The organism is Owariibacterium komagatae (assembly GCF_045865535.1).
GTDB lineage: Bacteria > Bacillota > Clostridia > Oscillospirales > Ruminococcaceae > Ruthenibacterium > Ruthenibacterium komagatae.
The window spans coordinates 1,261,932-1,282,420 of record NZ_AP031406.1; the positions used below are offsets into that span (position 1 = coordinate 1,261,932).

Here is a 20,489-nt window from a genome sequence, read left to right on the forward strand (position 1 = left end):
ATTCCGGCAATAAAAATAGCAGACCGTCACATGGTCTGCTGCCAAGTTTGTTCTTCTTCGTGATCGCCCTGGGCGTGGCCTTGAGCGATTTTCTTTTGCTGCTTCTTACGGAGTGTTTTCTTATCTGTGTGCAGATGCATGGTGGTGCTGTCCATCACAGGCTCAGCAGACTGAGATTGCTCCAGACGGTATCCAAGCCCCACCACAGCAGAAGCAACGCCCCCGTCCCCATCAGCAGGACCGCCCATGTGGGACCATCCAGGTGCGGCAGTCGCAGTCTGGGCAGCCTGATGCCGGGCAGAGAAAAACGCTTTTCGTTCTGTTTCCCAGCCTGTTCGTTCATCTGCTCCAGATGCTTCACCGCTTTCAGCAGCTCGTCCATCTGCGTCCGGGTCGGGAGCTGCGCCAGCAGTTCGCTGACTTTCTTGAGATAGCCAGTCTGTCTCTCGGTGTGGTACCCCAGTGTGTAGAGGTCGCTCTGCAGATCCTCCCACTCCGCTTTCGTGGGATGCACTTCGGGAGGCGGTGTCAGCTCCTGTGCCGGGGGCTGCGGCGTGGTCTGTACCATCTGCGCGGGCCGGTTCTTCTCCAACAGCTCGTCCATGGATAATTTCTGCTCTGATCCTGAATTCATATTCCATATTCTCCTTCAGATATTTCTCCCCGAACAGCAGGCGGTCACGGCACTGCCAGCCGCTGGGTGTGGTGTAGGTGATATTCCGCCGGGAGGTTTCCCAGCGTACCTTGCAGCCCTCGCTCTCCATCAGCGCAATAAACTCCTCACGGTTAGAGGCGTGGCGCATACAGTCGTTGATGATGTTCATGAGCTGCAGTTTTTTACTCTGGCCACGGGCGGCCGTGTGATACTCGCCGATGGACATCGTCTTGGCCTTCTCTTTCCTGTTCGAGGGGTTGAACACAGGGAGAGAAAACTCCATGCAGACCTGATCGTTGCGCTGTCGCAGTTCCTGGAGCTGCTCCTTTGCGATGTGCAGTTTCTTTCCCGTATCAAAGTTGACGGAGTTGATGAGAAAGTGGGAATGAATGTGTTCCCGGTCTGTGTGGGTGCAGACCAGGACTTCATGGCCCTCATAGTACTCAGCCAGCTTCAGCGCCGCCGCATGAGCGGTGACCGGGTCGACCGCCTCGCCTTTTGGGAAGCTCTGCACCATGTGGTAGAACAGCACGCCGTCGGTTTTGTGATGCAGCCGTTTGGTGGTCATGAAGTCCGCATAGACAGATTCCGACTGGCAGTTGATGCCTGTGACCAACTGTTGACCGTCACACTCGGTTTTCTTGTTCTGCATGGTGTACCGCATCACGGCTCCCATGCATCCGGTGCTCTGACCACACTTGTAGTTAGTGAAGCTGATAATAGCCATCCCTCACCACCGCTTTCGTTCCAGGATCAACCGGACAGCAGCGCAGAGTTCAGAGAACGCCTGGCGTACACCGTCCAGGTTGATCACCGTGACGCGTCCCATGTGCGCCAGGGTGACGAGCTGATTCAGATTTCTGCCGATGGACTTCAGCTCCTTGAGCACTTCTTTTAGTCCATCGACGACCACAACCTGCTTTCCCAGACAGCAGGCTGTCACATAATCGCTCATAGACATCCCGGAGCGTTTTGCCAATTCCTTGATGGCCTCCCGGTCTGCGGATGCCATCCGGGTGCTGAACTTGATATCTTTTTTCATGTCGTTTCCTCCAGTCTTTCGTAAAAATGGGGTGTGGGGCAGCGCCCCGCAAATAAGCGGAAGGCGGGCGGCGGCTTTGCCGACGACCAGACAAACGCGATGCTGGCCCTCGTCGGAAGCGACTGCGCATCAGTCGCTTCCGACCGAGGTCAAAAGCTCCCTCGCTCCGTGCTTCCTCCTCTCCCCAGAGAAACCGCTTCGCTGGGTTTCTCCGGGGGCCCCTTTTGAGGTGATTCTCCCGCGCCGAACACCCGCATTCCTCCTTCGGCCACAAGCGGCCCAACACGGCGTTTCTTTTGCCTTGCGGGAGTTTACTCGCCGCACCTGGAAACCGCCCGCAAATCGCCGCACAACGCCTCAGCAGGGTCAACAGGGTCGACCGCCGGGACACCCTGGGTATCGTCACTTTCGGCACGGCTCAGCTCAACGAGCCGCTTTCCGTTGCTGCGGCGCACCACAGCTGAAATGCCGATTTTGCTTAGTGCGTCAACGTTTTGCAGAATCTGCCGGGATACTTTCTTGGGCGAGATACGCTCCACACCCACAGGGTCGATTCGTTCAGACAGCTCTGTGGGAGTGCCGATAAATTCGCTTCGGTCACGCATCAGTTCAGAGAGAAGATAAATGATGCGGTCGCCCAGCAGTTCCGGCTGTGTCCGACTGTCCGACACCAGCTCCCACACATTTTCACCGTTGCGCTCCAGTGTCAGCTCCCGGTATTCAATGTCACGGCCAATGCAGGAGAGCTTTGCTCTGCCGCTGCCCCGCCGTTCCTCCACCAGCGTGAAGCTGGAATCCACCGCACCGCTGATAGCAGTCGTACCAGAGATGCGATTGAACACATCGTCAGCGGTTTCCTTGCGCAGATGATGGATCAGCAGGATGGCGATGCCGTGGGTATCTGCGATCCGTTTCAACACAGACAGATCCCGGTAGTCGTTTGCGTAGGTTGCGTCGCGAGCCGGACGAACCATCTGCAGCGTGTCGATGATAACCAGTACCGTGTCCGGGTGTGCTACGATAAATGTGTCCACCTGCTCCTCCAGCCCCTGTCCAATGAGGGCGCACTCCGTGCAGAAGTGGACGCTGCTTGGTGCGTCCTCGGTGATTTCAAAGAGCCGGTTCTGGATACGGAGAACGGAATCCTCCAAGCAGAGATAGAGAGTGGTGCCTTGCTTCACGGACATCCCCCAGACGGGTTCGCCCTTGGCTACCATGACGGACAGCCACAGGGCCAACCAAGACTTTCCCACCTTGGGAGAGCCGGCAAGGATGTGCAGCCCCTGAGACAGCAGCGTGTCCACCACGAAGTTGAGTGGTGTCAGCGGCAGGCTCATCAGGCTCTCGCCGTCGATGGTTTGCAGTCGTTTTGTTTTACTCATAGGATCATCCCCTTGTAAAAAGATAAGGACAGAGATCACGCGGCCACCGTGGCTCTTGTCCTCTCACTTGATTATTGGGGGGATTTTGATAAAATGAGAATATCGTAAGACAGGCAGAAAACAGATATAGGACAGAGGAGGTGGCCCTATGCCACTGGGGATCCAACAGAACAACAATTTCCTGCATCTGACAATGGATGTCTGGCAGGATCAGATCTTTTTTAACGAGACCGTCTACCCGGCCGGCCACTTTGCCGCCGAACTGTTGAATGTTCCCGATGAGACCATACGGGAACTGGTCACCCACGGCGGCGCCATCAGCCATCAGGTGGAGGCCCTGGCTTTGGCCGGGCGGGGTGAATTTATCAAACTGCTGGGCGGGACCCGCGCCTCTCTGGAGAAGCTGCTGGATGCCCTGTGGCACTGTCCGCCGTACAGCTTGATGGACAAAGGGCAGGAGCAGCACACCTTGGAGGTGCTGTTTTCCCCGGCATCCCACAACGACCTGCTGAAGCCGGCTTCGCCTGTTCGGGATTTTTTCTTCCGCTATCTGGTCGCCGCCTTCAGCATCCCCCTGGGCATCCAGCACTTTGCCGTGGCGGCACGATATTTTGAGGAGGGCTATCTGCGGCGGTTGAAGAAACGGACAGAGACTTTCTTCGCCATGGCCGCCCACGACTGCTTCAACAGTGAATGGTTCTGGAATATGATGTGTGATGTGCCGGTACCGGATGTTGAACCATTCACCATCACGCCGGATCTGAGATCCTCCTATGTCTTTGCCCGACACCCGAAACAGGAAAAGGAAACCGTATTTGTGAACCGGTATTTCTTTGACCATGCCATCAGCTTCTACATTTTTGACCTGATGAACGGATTGCAGCACGGCCATGCGCCCAGCCGGTGCTGTGGCTGCGGGACATACTTTCTCACCACCAACGGCCACATGCCGAAATACTGCGATGGCATTGCGCCTCAGGATCCCCGCATGACCTGCCGGCAGTACGGCGCCATGATGCGGCAGAAGGAGCAAAACAAACAGCACCCGGTCTACCGCCTGTTCACCACCCGCACCAACACCATCCGCAAGCATCACCAGAGAGGAAAGATCTCCGACGAGCTGCGCAATGAAGCACTGTATGTAGCGGAGAGCCTGCGGGATAAGGCGCTCATGGATAACGACTATGCTGCCAACGGCTATGCAAAGGACATGGAGCAGGAATCGATCTATGCTCAGGCGAGAGCGCGCATTGCCCGGGAGAACCGGCCATGAGTATGTACCACTGTGACACTCCCTGCCCCAGCAACGAGCAACTGGCCCAGCGCATACAGGACGGCGATCCACAGGCCGCCCCGCTATTGCTTTCCCAGAACGAGGGATATCTGACCATGCTGGCTGCAAGCTACTGCGAGCAGTTTTCTCAGGATTTTCTGGTGGATGACCTCAAGCAGGAGGGGGCGCTGGCACTGCTGGACGCGGCGACGCGGTTTGACCCATCCATGGGGACCAAGTTGCTGACCTATGCGACCTCCGCTATTGAGACCGCCATGCGGGACTGCGCCGCCCAGGGTTCCTTCTCTCTGTCGCTCCCGCTGGACCGTTACCGCCAGCTGCGCCAGGTGGCGTTTCTCTATGCCACGCATGAGCGAGATGTCGAAACGGATTTACTGCCGGCCATCCAAGAGAAGCTGACTGTCTCCGCCAAAGTAGCCAAGCGTCTGCTGGAGGAATACCGCACTGTGTTTCAGATCGAGTCGTTGGGTGAGCGTGTCTTTGATATTAGTTTTGGCGGTGATCCCGCCAAGGCCTATGACCGTTTCATGCGCCGGACGCGGCTTCTCCAGCGCATGGAGGAGGTGCTGAGCCCCAGAGAGCTGAATTTGGTGCGCTGCTATCTGGGGATTAGCCAGCCCAATGAGCAGGGCATGACCTTTCAGGAACTGGCTATCCGGCTGAACTACAACGGCCCCAGTGGTGCGGAGAAAGCGTATAAGAGCGCCATCCGGAAACTGAGAAAGCAGTTGAACGGTGGCACTTACGGTCAGTGGCTCTCCATCCAGAAAGCCATTCGCAGGGCCAGAGCGGAGGCAGAGGCTGATTCCGGTTACTATGTGCCGCCGCAGACCACCTGGCTGGACGAAAAGGATCTGGCGGAGCGGTTTCTCTGTAAAGTTGTTTCGCTGATCCATGTCCATGAGATATTCAACGACGCTTTGGAGCAGGAAACAGAATAAGCAGTGCGGCACCAGGCTTTGTCCTGATACCGCACTGCTTTTCATTTATCCTATGTTCCCGATTTTATTTCTGTTCTCGCAAAAAACCTATGATTAGTTTAATCAAATTTACTATTCACCATTGAAAACAGCTTTTCAAACCGCCCAATCGTTTCTTCCGAGAAAGAAAGTGTACCAATATTTTTTGCCATATAATTTGCGGGAGAATAGTGGTTGAAGGACTTATTACCATTTAGCCGCTTTAATTGAGACATTATCGGCCTATCCATATCGAGATCAGAAATCTGCACAGATGCGCCAAATGCTCCGTTATATAGAGTGAGATATTCTTCTTTGCTGAACAAGTCCTCAATATCGGCAAAGGTCTGTTCTATAATAGAATGATAGTACAGAATCTTCTTGTCAGCTATAATTTTTTGCTCAACCATTCGCTTTAATCGAACCTCAGCACCTTGATCCGTAAAGGTGTCAAGCAAACATACTGTGGATAGTTCATTACCCCGCATAAGCGAAATAAAAGTTGCAATCTTATCTGCTCCACCTACTGGGACAATGGTAACATCATCAGACAACCCCTCTTTTCCCATATCTTTCAAAATGGTGGAGAAGTGGTTGAGATAAACCAAATCCGAAATACCCTCTACCAAAAGATTTTGAGGCGAAACATATAGATTCTGAGCAATTGTATAGCCTAATGCTGCCTGCAACGGAAACAGGGTATCCGAGTCTTTTTCTTCAACGGCGTCCGATACAACACTCCCAATTTTAGGATTCTGTGTATCATAGACAGTTCGCACTTCGTTGAGTTTTAGCGAATCAATCATGAAAGGCGAATGCGTTGTGTAAATAACTTGATATTCAGGCGCAAGCTTTTCGTCTATAAATCGCAACAGATCATTTTGTGCAGAAGCATGAAGGCTAAGGCCGGGCTCGTCCAATAACAAAATATATTTGCTATTCTTATCTCCTTGAATTTTACTAAACCACACAAGAAAAGAGAAAAACCACAGGAAGCCTTTGCTTCGATTTTTCAGAGGGAGTGTTACTCTATGTTTTGAATTATAGATTCTGATGTTAAGATATCGAACATTATTAGTTGAGTGTTCAATATCAAAGCGAATTTCGAGGTTTTGGTTGGTTGTCCAATACTCAAACATATCATCGGTGATAGAGTTCGATGTCGCTTCCAGTTGGGCTTTAAAGGCCTCAAAGTTAGCCTCGGATTGAATGTCAGAAACCTGTAATCCGCTCAATTCAAACAACGCCTTTGCAATTTTGAATTCTTCACTTGACAAACTTCCCGTTGGCGTTCCTGCGGCAAATTCGTTCAAATTAATCCTGCAAGGGAGGCTAAAATAATCGCTAAAATACCATAGTTTGGGAATTGCTGGTAAGATATAGGTTAAATAAATATAGCCTTCTAATGGATTTTTCCATTTTCCAGCACCCTTCTTGATTTTGCTTAGCTCGCCCTGAATTTCTGTCATACCAGGTGTAGTTTCATTTTCGGAAACCACATTTTCTAAATCCGAAAATGAAGCTGCGGCACGGAGGAGTTCTTTGCCCTGATCACCTACATCAAAAGAAGTGATTAGCCAGTTTTTGAATACATCAAAATTGACCGACACGCCAGATGCAGTGTGAGTGTTATCATAATAGCAGGTTCGTGAAAAAGTCTGCTTGGATATAATGCCTTCTCCAAGGTCATCTTCCACAGATTTGACATCTGCATCAGACAATTCATATTCACAAGTAAGAACAGCTGGATTTTCATTTTTCGCCTTTATGAGTTCACTGCGAGGATAGTCTAAATCTTTATTGAATTGAAAGTCTGCGTTATCCTCAAAATAATTTGACTTCGCCAGAGCTTCCAGTAATGCGGTTTTGCCAGATTCATTTTTTCCCACAATACGGGTTATACGCTCCTCGACTGTGTAGGACTGTTCTGTTAAAAAACTCTTATATTTGTGTATTGTAACCTTTTTAAGTAGCATGTTCAGTCACCTCTTTCAGTCATATAATGACCGTCTAATTGCGTCACGATAAACATTTTGCTCGGGTAGATCGACTGCAGAAAACGCTTCCTGTACTTTGTACACAGTTGTACAGTATTCCTCTACAATGCCTAAGGGGCGAATTTTTCCGTCTTCCGTCGAAATATCTGTAAGGTAGTCATAAGCTACAAAATGGATAGCGGCAGGTTGGGTTGGAAATTGAGGAAGTTTTTCTTTGCCGCCTAACCGTTCAAGTACCCTATCATATACAGGCTTGGGACATACAAAATATAAACCGCTTCGACAAAGCTCTTCGCGCTGAAGCACCTGGCCTTTATAGATGATTTGAGGAATAATTCGCTTCGACACATTCTCCCAGTTCAACCCAACAGTATCCTTTTCAACCTCATGCCGCTCAATCAATGCACGACGGGCATTTTGATAAGAGCCTGTCGTGTCAATGGTTTGCACTTCAATGGCGGTGAATTCTGTTAGTTCGCCGGAGCCGTCCAGCCGGGCTAAAATCCAGTCAACATAATACGAGCCTCTCCCTTTCCGTTTGGGCAACGGTAACTCACCGCCCCATCCGTGACCAAAAACAGCCACAGCCCCATGCTCCTCTTTTGCTTTGGAAACTGCAAGTCTACCAGCATAGAGTTTATACTCTGCACCAAACGCCTTCTGTGCCACTGTAGAAAGCATTTTATAATTCTCAGCATAGATTCTATTTGGACAGCAGATTACATCAGGTGACCCCGGGGTAACCTGTCGTACAGAGCACACACCAGAAAGTGTTCTATTTGCCTTATCTCCAAGCGCTTTTGTGCAATATGAGGATAGGAAGGGACACACTTGTTTAGATACATTTTGCAATGCGATATCCGAAGCATCCTCTGCGCGATAACCAAAGATCTCTGAAATATAGCCAGACATAGGTCAATCCTCCGTTTCTAAAACTGATCGTAAGGACAAGCCAACGGCCTGTGCCAGTAGAGGTGGAACAGCATTTCCGACCTGCGCAAACTGTTCAGCAAGATTTCCAGTAAATACAAAATGATCCGGGAAAGACTGTAAACGAGCTGCCTCGCGCACAGTAAAGGAACGATTCTGTTCATAATGAAAGAACGCTCCCCAATGCGGATCACATTTTGTCAATATGGTTGATGCTAACCCATCAGGCAATACTCGACCGTATCTTTTCGTATGATCTGATTTCCTTGCTCTCTGCATTCCTTTTGGGAGTAAATCATCGGGAATGTCCGTCCAATTTCCACCTGGCTTAATATACTCCAAGCGCTTTAGATTTACAGGGGACAGCCGAGGCGCCTCATGATTTAATACTCCAACAGATCCGATCCGAGATCTACGCTGGTAATCACAAAAAGCATCACAACGATATTCCTTAATTGGAGCACCCTGTTCTCCGCTTTCTAACGGAGGCAAGTCCCCAATTGCTTCATAAACCGTAACAAAATTTGCGTTTGCTTCCGGCGATGGCGCTTTAATAATAGACTGTCCGTCAAATGTACTTGTAAAATTGGCTCGAATAGGAGCGTGGTAAATGGGTTCAGGGTATGCACCTGAGGGCAGCGATCTTCCGCGCACACCCAGCACAACAGTACGCCAGCGCATTTGGGGTACTCCATAATAGGGGGCTCCCAAAATTCTTACATCTGCACCGTAACCCAGTTCTGCTAATGCGTCCAAGATGGCGTGGAGTGTAGCTCCATGTTCAAAGGATACCAATCCTGGCACATTCTCAATTAAAACTGCTCGTGGGGCAAAAGTGTCAACAAACCGAAGATACTCTTTGAACAAATGGTTTCGCTCGTCAAGCGTAGTGCGAATGGGGGCATTAATAGAAAACCCTTGACAAGGAGGGCCACCTGCAATTAAGTCAAGTTCTCCTCGCTCGATACCCAAACTTTTCAAAACTTCATTTGCATCTAATTCTCGAATGTCGGCAGTAAATACTGTAGTGTTAGGATGATTCTTCTGGTAAGTCTGCGCATATACAGGAACAATCTCAGAAGCAAATAAACTATGGAATCCGGCTTCAGAGAGCCCCTCAGAAAGGCCACCTGCTCCGGAAAATAAATCTATCATCTTTAATCTTTCAGAACTCATAATCATTTTCCCTTTGCTTAGTTAAATCAGCTTATTAATATGTCATTTACTTACTGGCTGAAGTTCCATTATGTCTGTTAAGTCACAGTCTAAAGCAGAACATATCCTAACAAGAATATCTGTAGTAACATTTTCGTTTTTTCCCAGTTTAGCCATTGTTCCTGAACTCAAGTGTGCCAAGAAGCGTAAATCGGTCTTGTTCATGCCTTTATCAATTAGCAATTTCCATAGCTTGTTATAGCTGATTTCCATTTTGCACCTCGCTCTTGCATGATTGTTTCTATTGTATCACACAGCTCGAAAAAACGCAATTATTGTTCGAGATTGCGAATATTATATTCAAAAAAACAATCTTATTTTTCTGAAACACTTGTCATTTATTTCTGCAATCACTATATGAAGTGGTCAGGCGGAAGCACAACCTTTTTTGGGCATTTTAAAGGTACTGTTGCACTTCTCAAAAATGACATTTAGCCATTCTTGTTAGTACGCATCTAAAATATCTTGCGTTCTACGCACTAAAAACGATTTTAGACGGTTTGTAACAAGAAAGGCATGCAGCACCAGGCTTTGTCCTGATACCGCACTGCTTTTCATTTATCCCATGATTCCGCTTTTGTTGCCGTTCTCATACATATCCTCGGCGTATTCCATATGATTGGGACCTTGGCTTTCTATCCAGCCGAAGCCCGGCACATAGACCATGTTGTCCGATACGCTGTCCGGTGTCGGGGCAGGCTCCGGTTCTTGCTGTGGAGTGGCATTCTGTTCAGGTGGGACTGGTACTTCACTCGCTGGGGGCGCTTGAGTAGGCGATGGCTTCGGGACAATGTCAGCTTCCTCGACCAGTTCCGATAGTGTTGCTTCCGACTTTTCTTCCCCTGGCGGTATGACTTCTTCCACCTCTGCTATCTCCGGAACTTCAGGCTGTGTGGCGATTACAGCGGCTGGCGTGGGCAGCACGGGGGTTGCCTCGGCTGGTTGCTTCTGCGGCCACACAGCGGCACATAGTGCCAGACAGGCGGAAAACACTGCAGTAGTGATGATTCGTTTCTTCATGTTGCTTCCTCCTCTCCAGACACGGAAAGAGCGCTCGATCCCTTCACTGTACAGCGAGAGACTGAGCGCTCTTTTTCATATTGATTCAGTTCCATGGAGAGCTGCCACGCCAGCTCAAATCCAGAGATAAAGCTATCCATGGATCGTTCTTCTGCCATCAGACTCTGGGCATCCATGATTCGCAGTACCAGCCGCCGTTCCGGCTTCTCCAGCACTTTGATCAATGTCTGGTGGCATTCTTCCACTTCCTGCTTCTGTTCCGAAAACTCGGGTGGGGCATAGAAGCAGTCATACAGGTCCTTGAGTAATGTTTTCATGCGTTGCACCTCCTGGTAGCAACACACATTACCATATAGTAGGTTGAAAAGCTACTAAAATATTGAGAAGATGAGTAAATATTAGCAGACAGCCGCAAGTCATCACTTTTAATGACTTGCGGCTGTTTCATTTGCTCCGTACCGGTAGTGCCCCTGGGGGTTCAGTTTGTTTCTCTATGAGATGGAGCACTTGTGCCCATGTGCTTTTTTATGCGTTTACTTGAATTTCGAAATGTCACCGACTTATCCGATAAAAGGTACTCTTGCTGACGTTCATCTTCCGCATGGCCTGCGTGGCGGTCAGATTGCCTTTGCGGTATTCCTCTAAAACAGGTTGCAGAGCCGTCCGGTCGATGGGTTTGCGTCCCTTGTATTTCCCGGCCCGTTTTGCGATGGCGATGCCTTCTCTCTGACGCTGCAGGATGTACTCTCGCTCCAGTTCCGCCACGGCGGCAAACACCGTCAGCATGAATTTTCCCGTGGGTGTGGTGGTATCAATGGCTTCTTTTTTACTGACAAACCCGATGCCCTTGGCATTCAGCTGTTCCATCAGTTCCAGCAGATCCCGGGTGTTTCTGGCAAAGCGGCTGATGCTCTCTACCACGATGGTATCGCCCTGCCGTGCGAAAGTCAGCATCTCCTGCAGCTGGGGACGGTTCGCATTTTTGCCGCTGGCCTTATCAAGATACACTTTCTCCACGCCCAGTTCCCGCATCAGAACTTCCTGACGGGCACTGTTCTGTTCCGCGGTACTGACGCGGACATACCCGATCAACATAAACTTCATCCTCTCTTCGGTAAAAAAGAAAGCCTGCGGGCTTTCTTTTTTGCTGTTATTCATCCATCCGTGCATAGACAGTTTCTGCAATGGCATCGTAAAACGCTCCCGGCATATTCAGCAGTTCTTCAATATCACTTTCATCGAATCCTTCCTCGAGCAGAAGAAATACATCGTCTTCCAGAAATCCCATATTGCAGGCGGTTTCCATCAGAGTATCCAGAGAGGTGCGCAGATCCTTTCGGTAAAGACGGCGGCTTTGGGGCATCCAGCAGTCATAGTTGCCACAGTCCCACCAGCGCAGATGTTTTTGCAGATTGGACGTATCAAAGCGGCTCATCTGCAGCCGTCCGTCCGGGCGGATACACAGGATGTCCCCTTCGGACAGACTGACGATCTCCTTACTGCTCGGCAGAAAACCGCACCGGGCAAGGGCTTCTTTCAGGATGTCTGCGGTGCTGGCATAACAGATCAGGCCGTTTTCAAACCGGTAAATGCAGAGCGGGCTGTTTCCCTTGACCAGATACAAATGATTGAACTGATTGAGAATTGTCAGGGAGAACGAACCTTCCAGCCGGGCAGCTGTATTTCCGATGGTCTCGGCATCCAGCCGTCCGTCCTGCTCCAGAAGCTGCACTGCCACATAGCTGTCCGTCTGGATGTTTGTCTTGGGAAGATGGAAGCGCTTTTTCAGCACATCGTCATTGTGCAACACGCCGTTGTGTGCCAAAGCGAAGCGGGTATCTCCGCATATACCCGGAAAGGGATGGTTGTTGGGGTTGAAGGCACTGTTTCCCTGCGTGGTCATTCGGGTGTGTCCCATGACTGCGGTCGTATGGGCCGGGACGAGCCACGTCATGGAATGAGCGGGAAGCGGCCGCTTGTAGATCCGAAGCGTCTGCCCCTGTACATAGGCAATCCCGCTGGCGTCCGTCCCACGCTGCTCACTGGCCGTGGCAAGGCTGCCCGTCAATCTCCGAATCTGCTTCTGGATCAAGGTGTGCTTCGGGTCGCTGAATCCAAAGAGTCCGCACATCTGTCACACCTCGCCTTCCGCATTTACCGGTTCATTGATGTACAGACGGCGCTCTTTCAGATACTGTACCAGCTCCGGGTATTGCTGTTCCCGGATCCCCAGCATGAGGTCACTCCAGGACAATGCCTGCAATTCTTCCTGAGACAAAGAAATCGCCGCACTGCACAGTTTCTCTACAAACTGCAGTGTGGCGATCAGTGTATTGTATTTGAGTGTGCCGCGGAAGATGCGGAACTCGATGGTATTGGCGTTGGTCAGATTCACGCATGTGTATCGTCCCTGATAGGACTTCTTGGCATGTTCCAGAATTTCCCGGCCGGTGTCTTTGTATCCGTATCGTGCGGCCCATTGCTCGACCTGACGCTGGGTGCGCCGGGAAAAGCGAAGCAGCTCCTGCCAGAACCGCTCGAACAGATACAGTACATTACCAATGCGTTCATCCTGCTGCGCACTGGTATTTCCGAAGAAGCTGCGGTTCACATGGACATGGAGTCCGCAGGTCGAAGCCTGATGGGAGAAATATCCGAGAGAGCGGATTTTCTCCAATGTTTCTTCCCACGGGACTTCCTGCAGATGTGCGTTGAGCGCGCAGGGATGGGTCACAAGCTCCAGCCCGTCATCGAGACTTCCGTCCGACTTGATGTACCCGTATTCCGCGTTCCGGTTGAACACGGAGAGAATTTTGCGGGCGTTGCCGGAATCCTTTCCTCCGTCGTCCACTTCCAGCTCCACGCCCATATACATGGGACCGTCTCCGTAGAAGATCGGGATCGGCTTGTACGAGTAGCAGTGGATGGGTTGTCCGGCTTCATGGAAACATTCTTCACAATAGGGAAACGCTTCATCCTCATCGTCTTCCTGATAATACACGGATGAGAACGAAATCAATCGGCCACAGCGGACGCAGCGGGTGTAGTGCGAATCGTAACAGGCTTCACACAGAGGCGTATCACTGTCTCCGGCATCGTGTTCGCGCCAGATGCGCTCGCCGCAGTAACTGCAGACAGTGGTGTCCGTTTCTGCACAGGACGGGCAGACGGCTTCGTCGCCCACGTACAGAGCTTCTTCCGGGCGGAGCTCTGCTCCACATTGGGTACAAATGATTTGGCTCATTTTTCCTACTCCTTTTTGTTTTTGAGAAAACAGTCGGAAGCGGCCATCAGGACGGCGACCGCAAAGGTCAGCGCCGCCTCGATGACCGCCCTATTCAGGGCAGGAATATCTTTTTTGCGAACATATTCATTCCTCCTTTTCCTATCTTCAGAAGAATGATATACCCTTCAATATTGGGTGATTGCGGCTCACTCTCTGCCGCACACAAAGCGGTAAAGCGCCCCTTTGGCGATCAGCCAGCGGCGTCCGATGTGCAGAGCCGGAAGCTGCCGGGAGCGGATGTATTTGTACACGGTGTTGGGATGCAGCCCCAGAATTTCGGCTGCTTCACGCACGTCCACGGTGGCTTTGCGATCGTCCTGATAGGCGAAAATTTCTTCAAAATCTTCTTTCATCGTGTGCCTCCTGTGATCATCGGTCTTTGAATTTTGATTTCACAACCCGTCACACCCTGCACACAAACGCTCCCGCTTTTTCGCGGTCCGAATGCGGGAGCGCCGTGCTGCAAAGGGCTCCGGCTCAAACCCCTTGGGATGCAAAAAGCGCGTCCGGATCCATCTGATAGGAAAAATGGCCCGATTCCAAGATAGTTTCCACAATCATCGCAAGGGACGGAACCGGGAGGTGCACGTCTGCGGGCACCGGAACGGGATTGAGGCCCATCTGTTCCAACCGCCTTCGCAGGTTCCGGTAGCAGCGGTCCTGATCGATGTTCTGAGGCAGTTCGGTGCAGAACATTTGACCGGCCTTCCAGCCGTTCTCGCACAGAAGAAAATTCATGGCCAGCGATTTCAGTCGCTTCCGGGTCTTGCTTTTCAAATCCGGCTGCCGGTCGACCATTTCCTCCAGCAGGCCATAGGGCACATGCACACCTGTCCCCAAAAGATCCCGCAGTTTTTGTGCAAGGATCCTTCCGCTTTGCTGTCCCAGATAAAAAAGGGCCTTGTCGTGCGTCATTCCCGGCGTCCGGGTGTGATATTCGATGCCTGCCCTGCTCTGCAGACTGAATTCCACCCGAAGAAGTGCATCCGGACAATCTGGCGGAAGATGATCGCGCTGCTGCCGCTCGAATCGTTTGTCGTAAACGGTCAGGCAATAATGCTTCGAGGCGATTCGGAAACTGTTCTCATTTGCTTCTTTTGCGTTTTTGCGCTCTTCTCGGAAGAAAATCCGCTTGTAATTTTCATCCCAATCCGCCTTTTTGACACAGCTGAGGAGAATCGGAATCAGCTCCGGCACGTTGCAGACCAGCGTCAGGCACAGATCGACCCGGCAGAGCTCCATTTGGTCCAGAGAGCACGGGATGCCGCAGGCGTTCAACGTCTCGTCTGCTTTTTCATTCATCTGTGCGATGTTTTCGGGCGCTGCGCTAAAAATACCGAGATAGGAATGATCGTCACCGCTCAAAATGCGCGGGTTGATGCACACGTACACCGTCGGAAAGGCATAGTCACAGATCTTCAGCGTGATGCCTGCACGCGGATACGCCATGATGCAGCGTTTTTCGGAATAAGCCTTGAAGCCTTCTTTCTTCTGCAGCGCAAATATCCGGCTGACCATTTCCTCATAGGTCGTACGAACCCCCGACCACTGATATTCAATCGTATGGATCGACGCAAGGTTCTCATAAAACGAAAAACAGAATTCTTGTTTCATTCATTTCATTCCTTTCTGTATAAAAATTATTGCAAATTACATATAGTTTAAATTTGTATCGTTTGTCATCAAAAATGCCACCTCTTATCTAGTTACTAAATAGGCACCTCCTTTCACATTGCTCCCATCTTTAACCTTTCTGTTGTGTGGCTATAATTTTTTAAACATCCACAACACTCTCGTAATGATTGAAACCATCCCGCAAAAAGCGGTGTTTCAACGCTATATCATTTAATGGGAGGTATGTCAGATGGAAGTACCCAACGAAAAGAAAATGCAGCCCCTGCAGATGGAGCTGCTGCTTGAAATGATCTGGGAGGTTTTGAACTCCGAATCCGAGAAATGTCAGGAGGTGACGGCATGAGCGCTTTGCAAACCGCACAAACTGCATTGCGTGCGGCTGCATACGCGCGTTTTTCCAGCGAGATGCAGCGCGATGAAAGCATCGACGCACAGCTGCGCGCCATCCGCGCCTACTGCGAAAAAAACGGGCTGCTGCTGGTGCATGAATACATAGACCGTGCCCACAGCGCTACAAACGACCAACGCCCCGAGTTTCAGCAAATGATCGGGGACGCCAAACGAGGTAACTTTGATCTTGTAATTGTGCACAAGCTGGACCGATTCTCCCGCAACCGCTATGACAGTGTGATCTATCGGCGCCAACTGAAAAACGCCGGGGTGGAACTGCGCTCCGTCCTGGAAAATCTGGACGGAAGCCCGGAATCCATCCTCTTGGAAAGTTTGCTGGATGGGCTGAATGAATTCTATGCCCGCAACCTGGCCCGGGAGGTGCAGAAAGGAAAGAAGGAAAATGCGCTGCGTGCAAAGCACGTGGGAGGGCTGCCGCCTCTTGGGTACCGTGTGAACCCGGAAACGATGCTTTTGGAGATCGAGCCCTTTGAAGCGCAGGCCGTTCAGCTTCTGTTTCAGATGTATCTGGACGGCAAGGGATACACCGCCATTTTAAATGAGCTGAACCGGCGGGGTTATCGCACCAAGCGGGGACAACCCTTTGGGAAGAACTCGCTTTATGAAATACTTCGAAACGAAAAGTATGCAGGAACTTATACGTACAACCGAACCGTGTCCAAATCGGTCTCCGGCAAAACCAACCGGCATCGACTGAAACCGGACGATGAGATCATCCGTATTCCGAACGCCATTCCGGCATTGATCTCGCCGCAGGATTTTGCTGCTGTACAAAAGAAAATGAACGAGCGCCGGCACAAAACCGCGCGGTTTAAGGCAAAGCATGTCTATTTGCTTTCCGGAAAAATCACATGCGGCGTGTGCGGCAGTCCCTATGCGGGCAATGCCCGAAAGGCGCGGCCCGATCACCCGCTCTACTGCTCCTACCGCTGTACCCGGCGGAACGCCAAGACCGCCTGCCGGAATACGGAGATTCGGACGCAGACGCTGGAAAATCACGTGCTGAGTCTGTTGGCCAATCAGGTTTTTGACGAAGTCCTGCTGCCCGAACTATACCGGCGCTACGCGGATTTCGCAGCGCAGAAAGACGAAGAGGGACATCGCACACTTTGCACGCTTTCGGCCCGGCTGGACCATGTGCAAAGCGGCATCCGGAACATTGTGAGCGTCGTTGTGGAGACCGGTTCCGCGGCATTGAACGAAAAGCTGCGGGAGCTGGAGACGCAGAAAGCCGCTCTGGAATTCGAGATCCGGAAAATTCAGGAGCAGCAGCGGGACAACCTGCCGGACTACGAGACGCTTTGCGCGGCGTTCCGCAAGGCAAAGCAGCTTTTGCAAACCGGCGAATTGCGCTGCGCGCAAAAGGTCATCGATCAGTACATCGAGCAAGTCACCCTGTTTCCCGATCGAATCCAAGTGGAGTTTCGCTTGGGAAGTTTTCACCAGTGTGTCTCCACGCAAAAAGAGCTCCTGCCGTGATTGGCAGGAGCTCTTTCAGCGTTGTTCCCCTGTGCAAAATTTATTTTCTTGAATGCAAAGTGCATAAAGTTTTTCACTTTTGCCCGTCTTTGGGTCATGGTATACCCTGGGCATCCCGAGGCCGGATAGATCCGGCCGCCGCATCAGGTAGGGTTTCAGCGCCTTGTGAATCTCCGTGGCAGAGGCCGTACTTCCGGTCACGGCGCGGTAGTGGTCCAGCCACCGGTTCATTTCCACGTATAGAAACGGCTCTTTCGTGTTCCGGTCCCGGCCAAGCCAGAATTTGTACGGCGGGGCCCCTTTTCTGCCGCCGGGGTTTTCGCCGCGGAACACCGGGTCAAAGTAGCGGTGCAAGCGGTCCAGTTCCCGTTCGTCTAAAAAGCGGGCACAGCCGGGAAGCTCGCCGAGCATCCGCTCCACCATTTCGCGGCGGGTCGTTTCATCGATCACGCGTATCTCCACTCCCCAGCGCAGGAACCGATCCATGGCAAAGACCAGACTGCCGTACTGCGGCCAGTCTCTCAATGCATCTGCGCCGGGAATGTCCAAACCCTGACGCCAATCCCGGTAACTATCAAAGCGGAGGCTGTTTTCCAAAAATTCCCGATTGGGCAAATCCTGCAAAAAGAAGAGAAAGGCCCGCAGCAGAAGTTTCCAAAGCGTATTCCACTTCTCTTTGCTCAGATCTTGAAAAGCCTGCGCCGCGGATTTTTCCACCGGTACCCGGACGATTCCACGGAGTTCTTCCCGGCTGCAATGGGTTCGGACAAAATTCGGCGCCCACACTACCGGGTAAAGCCCGTACTGCCGCAGCTCTTGCCAGCGCTTCGCCATGGAAGGTTCCATCGCTTTTGCATCGATGTACTCAAACTGACTTAAACTCTGAAAAGCGCCTTTTTGAACGACAGGCAAAAGAAAGTGGCCCTCCTGTGTGATTTCGTCCAGCCAGGTCGGATTCCGCTTGGCCACCTTCCCGTCGTAATTGGCATCCGCGAAGATGCGCACCGCTGTGCCTGCGGCTGACGGTGGGCCGACGGCCACCAGCGCGGTCGGTTCCGAGATCCTCAGGGAAATCAGAATTTCGCCGCTGGGTGAGCGTGCCCCTTTCGGAACAAAAGGCGGACTGTACAAAACTTGAAGGATTCCGTAGGCTGCAATCAAAAGAAGCGAGGGGTGCCCTTTACACATGTCGCAAAAAAGGTTCATTGCAAACGCAAGAAATCCCTGAAACCTGGGATCATCGTCCCTCTCGACAATGCTTGCCAAGTTGTCCGGCTCATTCAGATAGCCGTGGCACCATGTACGTTCTCCGATTCCCATAAAGCGATTGGCGCCGTCCTCTTTTCTCCATCCGGTGTACAGAGGGTGAAGGCCCTTCGCCTCGTCTATGGGGACTTGCGTCTCCTGCCATGGGCCAAACCGAAAGGCATACAAGCAAATTTCGCAGGCTCTTTTCACCTTTTGAAAAAATTCCCACTGCTCTCTTTCGCCGCTGGCATTCCATACACCGTGAAACGCCCGATTCATTGATGTAGGGTATATTCGTAACTTCAACTCAATCTCGCTGCATTCCCGTACGTTCCGCTTGTACTGCGCGAACGGTTTTGTAATCCCCGCTCTGCGGTCATCGCGGTAACGCTTGGGCATTTTTCGCAGCTTGCAGTATACCGAAAAGCAGCAGGACAAGGTTTCGTCCTCGTTTGCAGCCGTTACTGCGCACGTGACGCCTTCAAAATCGCACTCGGAGAGCGTTGCCGAGCAGTGAAAATCGGATAAAGCAGGCTCATTAGAACAAGGATTGTCCCACCCATTGGTGGGCCTTACACGTTTCAACAGAGCGTCGAACGGGTCCTTTTCCGCGGGAGTACGCACGAAAATTTCATCCCTTTCCGGTATGTTTTTTCTGAAAAATTTATCGTATTTTTATTAAAAAATCTCTATTTCTCTACTTAATATAGTCGATTCATTCCCTTGTGTCAAGCCGCTCGGCGCGGCGCGTGCGGTTCGCATGTCGGGTGTGCGATGCTTCGATTCCTGCCGTCTTGACACGCATCGGCCGAACCTCTATAATCGGTACAAAACAGGAGAGGAGAACCGTTGTGAATGAAGTCATTCGCCAGCTGATGGAACGAAAATCCGTCCGCGTCTATACCGATCAGGAGATATCCCCGGATGAAAAGCGAGCGATTCTGCATGCGGCCATGGCGGCGCCCACCGCGGGGAATCAGCAGCTCTATACCATTTTGGACATCACGGATGAGGCATTGAAACAAAAGCTGTCCGTCAGCTGTGACAACCAGCCGTTCATCGCACAGGGAAAGATGGTTCTCATTTTCTGCGCCGATTTTCAAAAGTGGTACGATGTTTTTACGGAAGGCGGATGCGAGCCTCGTCGACCGGGCGTCGGTGATCTCCTGCTTGCGGTATCGGATGCCAACATTGCGACGCAAAACGCTGTCACAGCCGCCCAGAGCCTTGGCATTGGGTCCTGTTACATCGGAGACATCATGGAAAACTGTGAAACGCACCGGGAACTTCTGCATCTGCCGCCCTATGTGTTCCCGGCGGCGATGCTGGTATTCGGGTATCCCACGCAGCAGCAGATCCAGCGTCCGAAGCCCGTTCGCTGCCGCCTCGAGGACATCGTGCAGGAAAATCATTACGTCCGGAGGGACGGCAAGCAGCTTCGCAAAATGTTTGAAAAAGAATGTGCCCATCAAAGTTTTGACGAGTGGTGCGAAAAATTCTGCCGCAGAAAATACAACTCCGATTTTTCCAGAGAAATGTCCCGCTCGGTTGAAAAATACCTGCAGGATTTTTTGCATAGATAACTATAAATAAAATGCTCCCCCTGTGAGAGGCGGAACACCGCTAGTCACAGGGGGAGCATTCTTTTGTTTTAGGATACAAAAAACAAATCCTCCCGCTTTTACAAGCGAGAGGATTTGAATGGCGGAGATGGAGAGATTTGAACTCTCGCGCCGGTTTCCCGACCTACTCCCTTAGCAGGGGAGCCTCGTCACCACTTGAGTACATCTCCATGGTAGCGTATTTCGCTTTCTTCTATTGTGCACCTCTGAGAGAAATGTGGCGGAGAAGGTGGGATTCGAACCCACGGAACATTGCTGTTCAACGGTTTTCAAGACCGCCTCCTTAAACCACTCGGACACCTCTCCACAGCGGC

At 51.3% G+C, this 20,489-nt stretch carries 19 protein-coding genes and 2 tRNA genes; 4 read left to right on the forward strand and 17 right to left on the reverse strand.

Annotated features, from left to right (window positions below):
• Nucleotides 1-26: 26 nt before the first annotated feature.
• The 3 genes from ACKTS9_RS06315 to ACKTS9_RS06325 form a co-directional block, all read right to left on the reverse strand.
• Nucleotides 27-1,382, reverse strand: coding sequence for a relaxase/mobilization nuclease domain-containing protein (locus tag ACKTS9_RS06315; protein ID WP_407879667.1), 1,356 nt, complete (start codon nucleotides 1,380-1,382; stop codon nucleotides 27-29).
• Nucleotides 1,383-1,385: 3 nt separating this feature from the next.
• Nucleotides 1,386-1,697: a plasmid mobilization protein gene (locus ACKTS9_RS06320; protein WP_407879669.1), complete on the reverse strand. Its 312-nt coding sequence runs from the start codon at nucleotides 1,695-1,697 to the stop codon at nucleotides 1,386-1,388.
• 311 nt (nucleotides 1,698-2,008) lie between these two features.
• The gene (locus tag ACKTS9_RS06325) at nucleotides 2,009-3,079 is read right to left on the reverse strand and encodes an AAA family ATPase (protein WP_407879671.1); all 1,071 of its coding nucleotides are present in this window, start codon (nucleotides 3,077-3,079) and stop codon (nucleotides 2,009-2,011) included.
• Nucleotides 3,080-3,227: 148 nt separating this feature from the next.
• On the opposite strand from ACKTS9_RS06325, the gene ACKTS9_RS06330 reads away from it, so the two are divergent.
• Entirely contained in the window at nucleotides 3,228-4,352 is a 1,125-nt protein-coding gene (locus tag ACKTS9_RS06330; protein ID WP_407879673.1) for a DUF6076 domain-containing protein, read from the forward strand.
• Nucleotides 4,349-5,314, forward strand: a complete 966-nt coding sequence (locus tag ACKTS9_RS06335) for a sigma-70 family RNA polymerase sigma factor (protein WP_407879675.1) — start codon at nucleotides 4,349-4,351, stop codon at nucleotides 5,312-5,314. The genes ACKTS9_RS06330 and ACKTS9_RS06335 overlap by 4 nt, the downstream gene beginning before the upstream one ends.
• 98 nt (nucleotides 5,315-5,412) lie before the next feature.
• Here the strand turns inward: ACKTS9_RS06335 and ACKTS9_RS06340 are convergent, their stop codons facing one another.
• From ACKTS9_RS06340 to ACKTS9_RS06390, 11 genes are all read right to left on the reverse strand, one after another.
• Nucleotides 5,413-7,308, reverse strand: coding sequence for an AAA family ATPase (locus ACKTS9_RS06340; RefSeq protein ID WP_407879677.1), 1,896 nt, complete (start codon nucleotides 7,306-7,308; stop codon nucleotides 5,413-5,415).
• 15 nt (nucleotides 7,309-7,323) lie between these two features.
• Complete coding sequence (locus ACKTS9_RS06345) at nucleotides 7,324-8,241, reverse strand: NotI family restriction endonuclease (protein WP_407879679.1); 918 nt, start codon at nucleotides 8,239-8,241, stop codon at nucleotides 7,324-7,326.
• Between the two features lie 3 nt (nucleotides 8,242-8,244).
• Nucleotides 8,245-9,435, reverse strand: a complete 1,191-nt coding sequence (locus tag ACKTS9_RS06350) for a DNA cytosine methyltransferase (RefSeq protein WP_407879682.1) — start codon at nucleotides 9,433-9,435, stop codon at nucleotides 8,245-8,247.
• A gap of 42 nt (nucleotides 9,436-9,477) precedes the next feature.
• Entirely contained in the window at nucleotides 9,478-9,687 is a 210-nt protein-coding gene (locus tag ACKTS9_RS06355) for a helix-turn-helix domain-containing protein (RefSeq protein WP_407879684.1), read from the reverse strand.
• 345 nt (nucleotides 9,688-10,032) lie between these two features.
• Nucleotides 10,033-10,494, reverse strand: coding sequence for a DUF6550 family protein (locus ACKTS9_RS06360; RefSeq protein WP_407879686.1), 462 nt, complete (start codon nucleotides 10,492-10,494; stop codon nucleotides 10,033-10,035).
• Nucleotides 10,491-10,811 (reverse strand): DUF6809 family protein, encoded by a 321-nt coding sequence (locus ACKTS9_RS06365; RefSeq protein WP_407879688.1) that lies wholly within the window; start codon nucleotides 10,809-10,811, stop codon nucleotides 10,491-10,493. The genes ACKTS9_RS06360 and ACKTS9_RS06365 overlap by 4 nt, the downstream gene beginning before the upstream one ends.
• Before the next feature lie 235 nt (nucleotides 10,812-11,046).
• On the reverse strand, nucleotides 11,047-11,589 hold the full coding sequence (locus tag ACKTS9_RS06370; RefSeq protein ID WP_407879690.1) for a recombinase family protein: 543 nt from the start codon (nucleotides 11,587-11,589) through the stop codon (nucleotides 11,047-11,049).
• Between the two features lie 55 nt (nucleotides 11,590-11,644).
• Nucleotides 11,645-12,625 (reverse strand): class II glutamine amidotransferase, encoded by a 981-nt coding sequence (locus ACKTS9_RS06375; protein ID WP_407879692.1) that lies wholly within the window; start codon nucleotides 12,623-12,625, stop codon nucleotides 11,645-11,647.
• A 3-nt stretch (nucleotides 12,626-12,628) separates the two neighbouring features.
• The gene (locus ACKTS9_RS06380; RefSeq protein WP_407879694.1) at nucleotides 12,629-13,738 is read right to left on the reverse strand and encodes an amidoligase family protein; all 1,110 of its coding nucleotides are present in this window, start codon (nucleotides 13,736-13,738) and stop codon (nucleotides 12,629-12,631) included.
• Nucleotides 13,739-13,926: 188 nt separating this feature from the next.
• The gene (locus ACKTS9_RS06385) at nucleotides 13,927-14,133 is read right to left on the reverse strand and encodes a helix-turn-helix domain-containing protein (protein ID WP_407879696.1); all 207 of its coding nucleotides are present in this window, start codon (nucleotides 14,131-14,133) and stop codon (nucleotides 13,927-13,929) included.
• Nucleotides 14,134-14,257: 124 nt separating this feature from the next.
• Complete coding sequence (locus tag ACKTS9_RS06390; protein WP_407879698.1) at nucleotides 14,258-15,394, reverse strand: hypothetical protein; 1,137 nt, start codon at nucleotides 15,392-15,394, stop codon at nucleotides 14,258-14,260.
• Between the two features lie 360 nt (nucleotides 15,395-15,754).
• On the opposite strand from ACKTS9_RS06390, the gene ACKTS9_RS06395 reads away from it, so the two are divergent.
• Complete coding sequence (locus ACKTS9_RS06395; protein WP_407879700.1) at nucleotides 15,755-17,305, forward strand: recombinase family protein; 1,551 nt, start codon at nucleotides 15,755-15,757, stop codon at nucleotides 17,303-17,305.
• A 15-nt stretch (nucleotides 17,306-17,320) separates the two neighbouring features.
• Here ACKTS9_RS06395 and ACKTS9_RS06400 read toward each other — a convergent pair whose 3' ends face one another.
• On the reverse strand, nucleotides 17,321-19,177 hold the full coding sequence (locus tag ACKTS9_RS06400) for a hypothetical protein (protein ID WP_407879702.1): 1,857 nt from the start codon (nucleotides 19,175-19,177) through the stop codon (nucleotides 17,321-17,323).
• A 227-nt stretch (nucleotides 19,178-19,404) separates the two neighbouring features.
• Here ACKTS9_RS06400 and ACKTS9_RS06405 point away from each other — a divergent pair, with 227 nt between their 5' ends.
• Complete coding sequence (locus ACKTS9_RS06405) at nucleotides 19,405-20,136, forward strand: nitroreductase family protein (protein ID WP_407879704.1); 732 nt, start codon at nucleotides 19,405-19,407, stop codon at nucleotides 20,134-20,136.
• Between the two features lie 119 nt (nucleotides 20,137-20,255).
• Here the strand turns inward: ACKTS9_RS06405 and ACKTS9_RS06410 are convergent.
• Together ACKTS9_RS06410 and ACKTS9_RS06415 are read right to left on the reverse strand one after the other, a co-directional pair.
• Nucleotides 20,256-20,345: transfer RNA gene (locus ACKTS9_RS06410), tRNA-Ser, on the reverse strand.
• A 48-nt stretch (nucleotides 20,346-20,393) separates the two neighbouring features.
• Nucleotides 20,394-20,481, reverse strand: a tRNA-Ser gene (locus ACKTS9_RS06415).
• Nucleotides 20,482-20,489 lie beyond the last annotated feature (8 nt).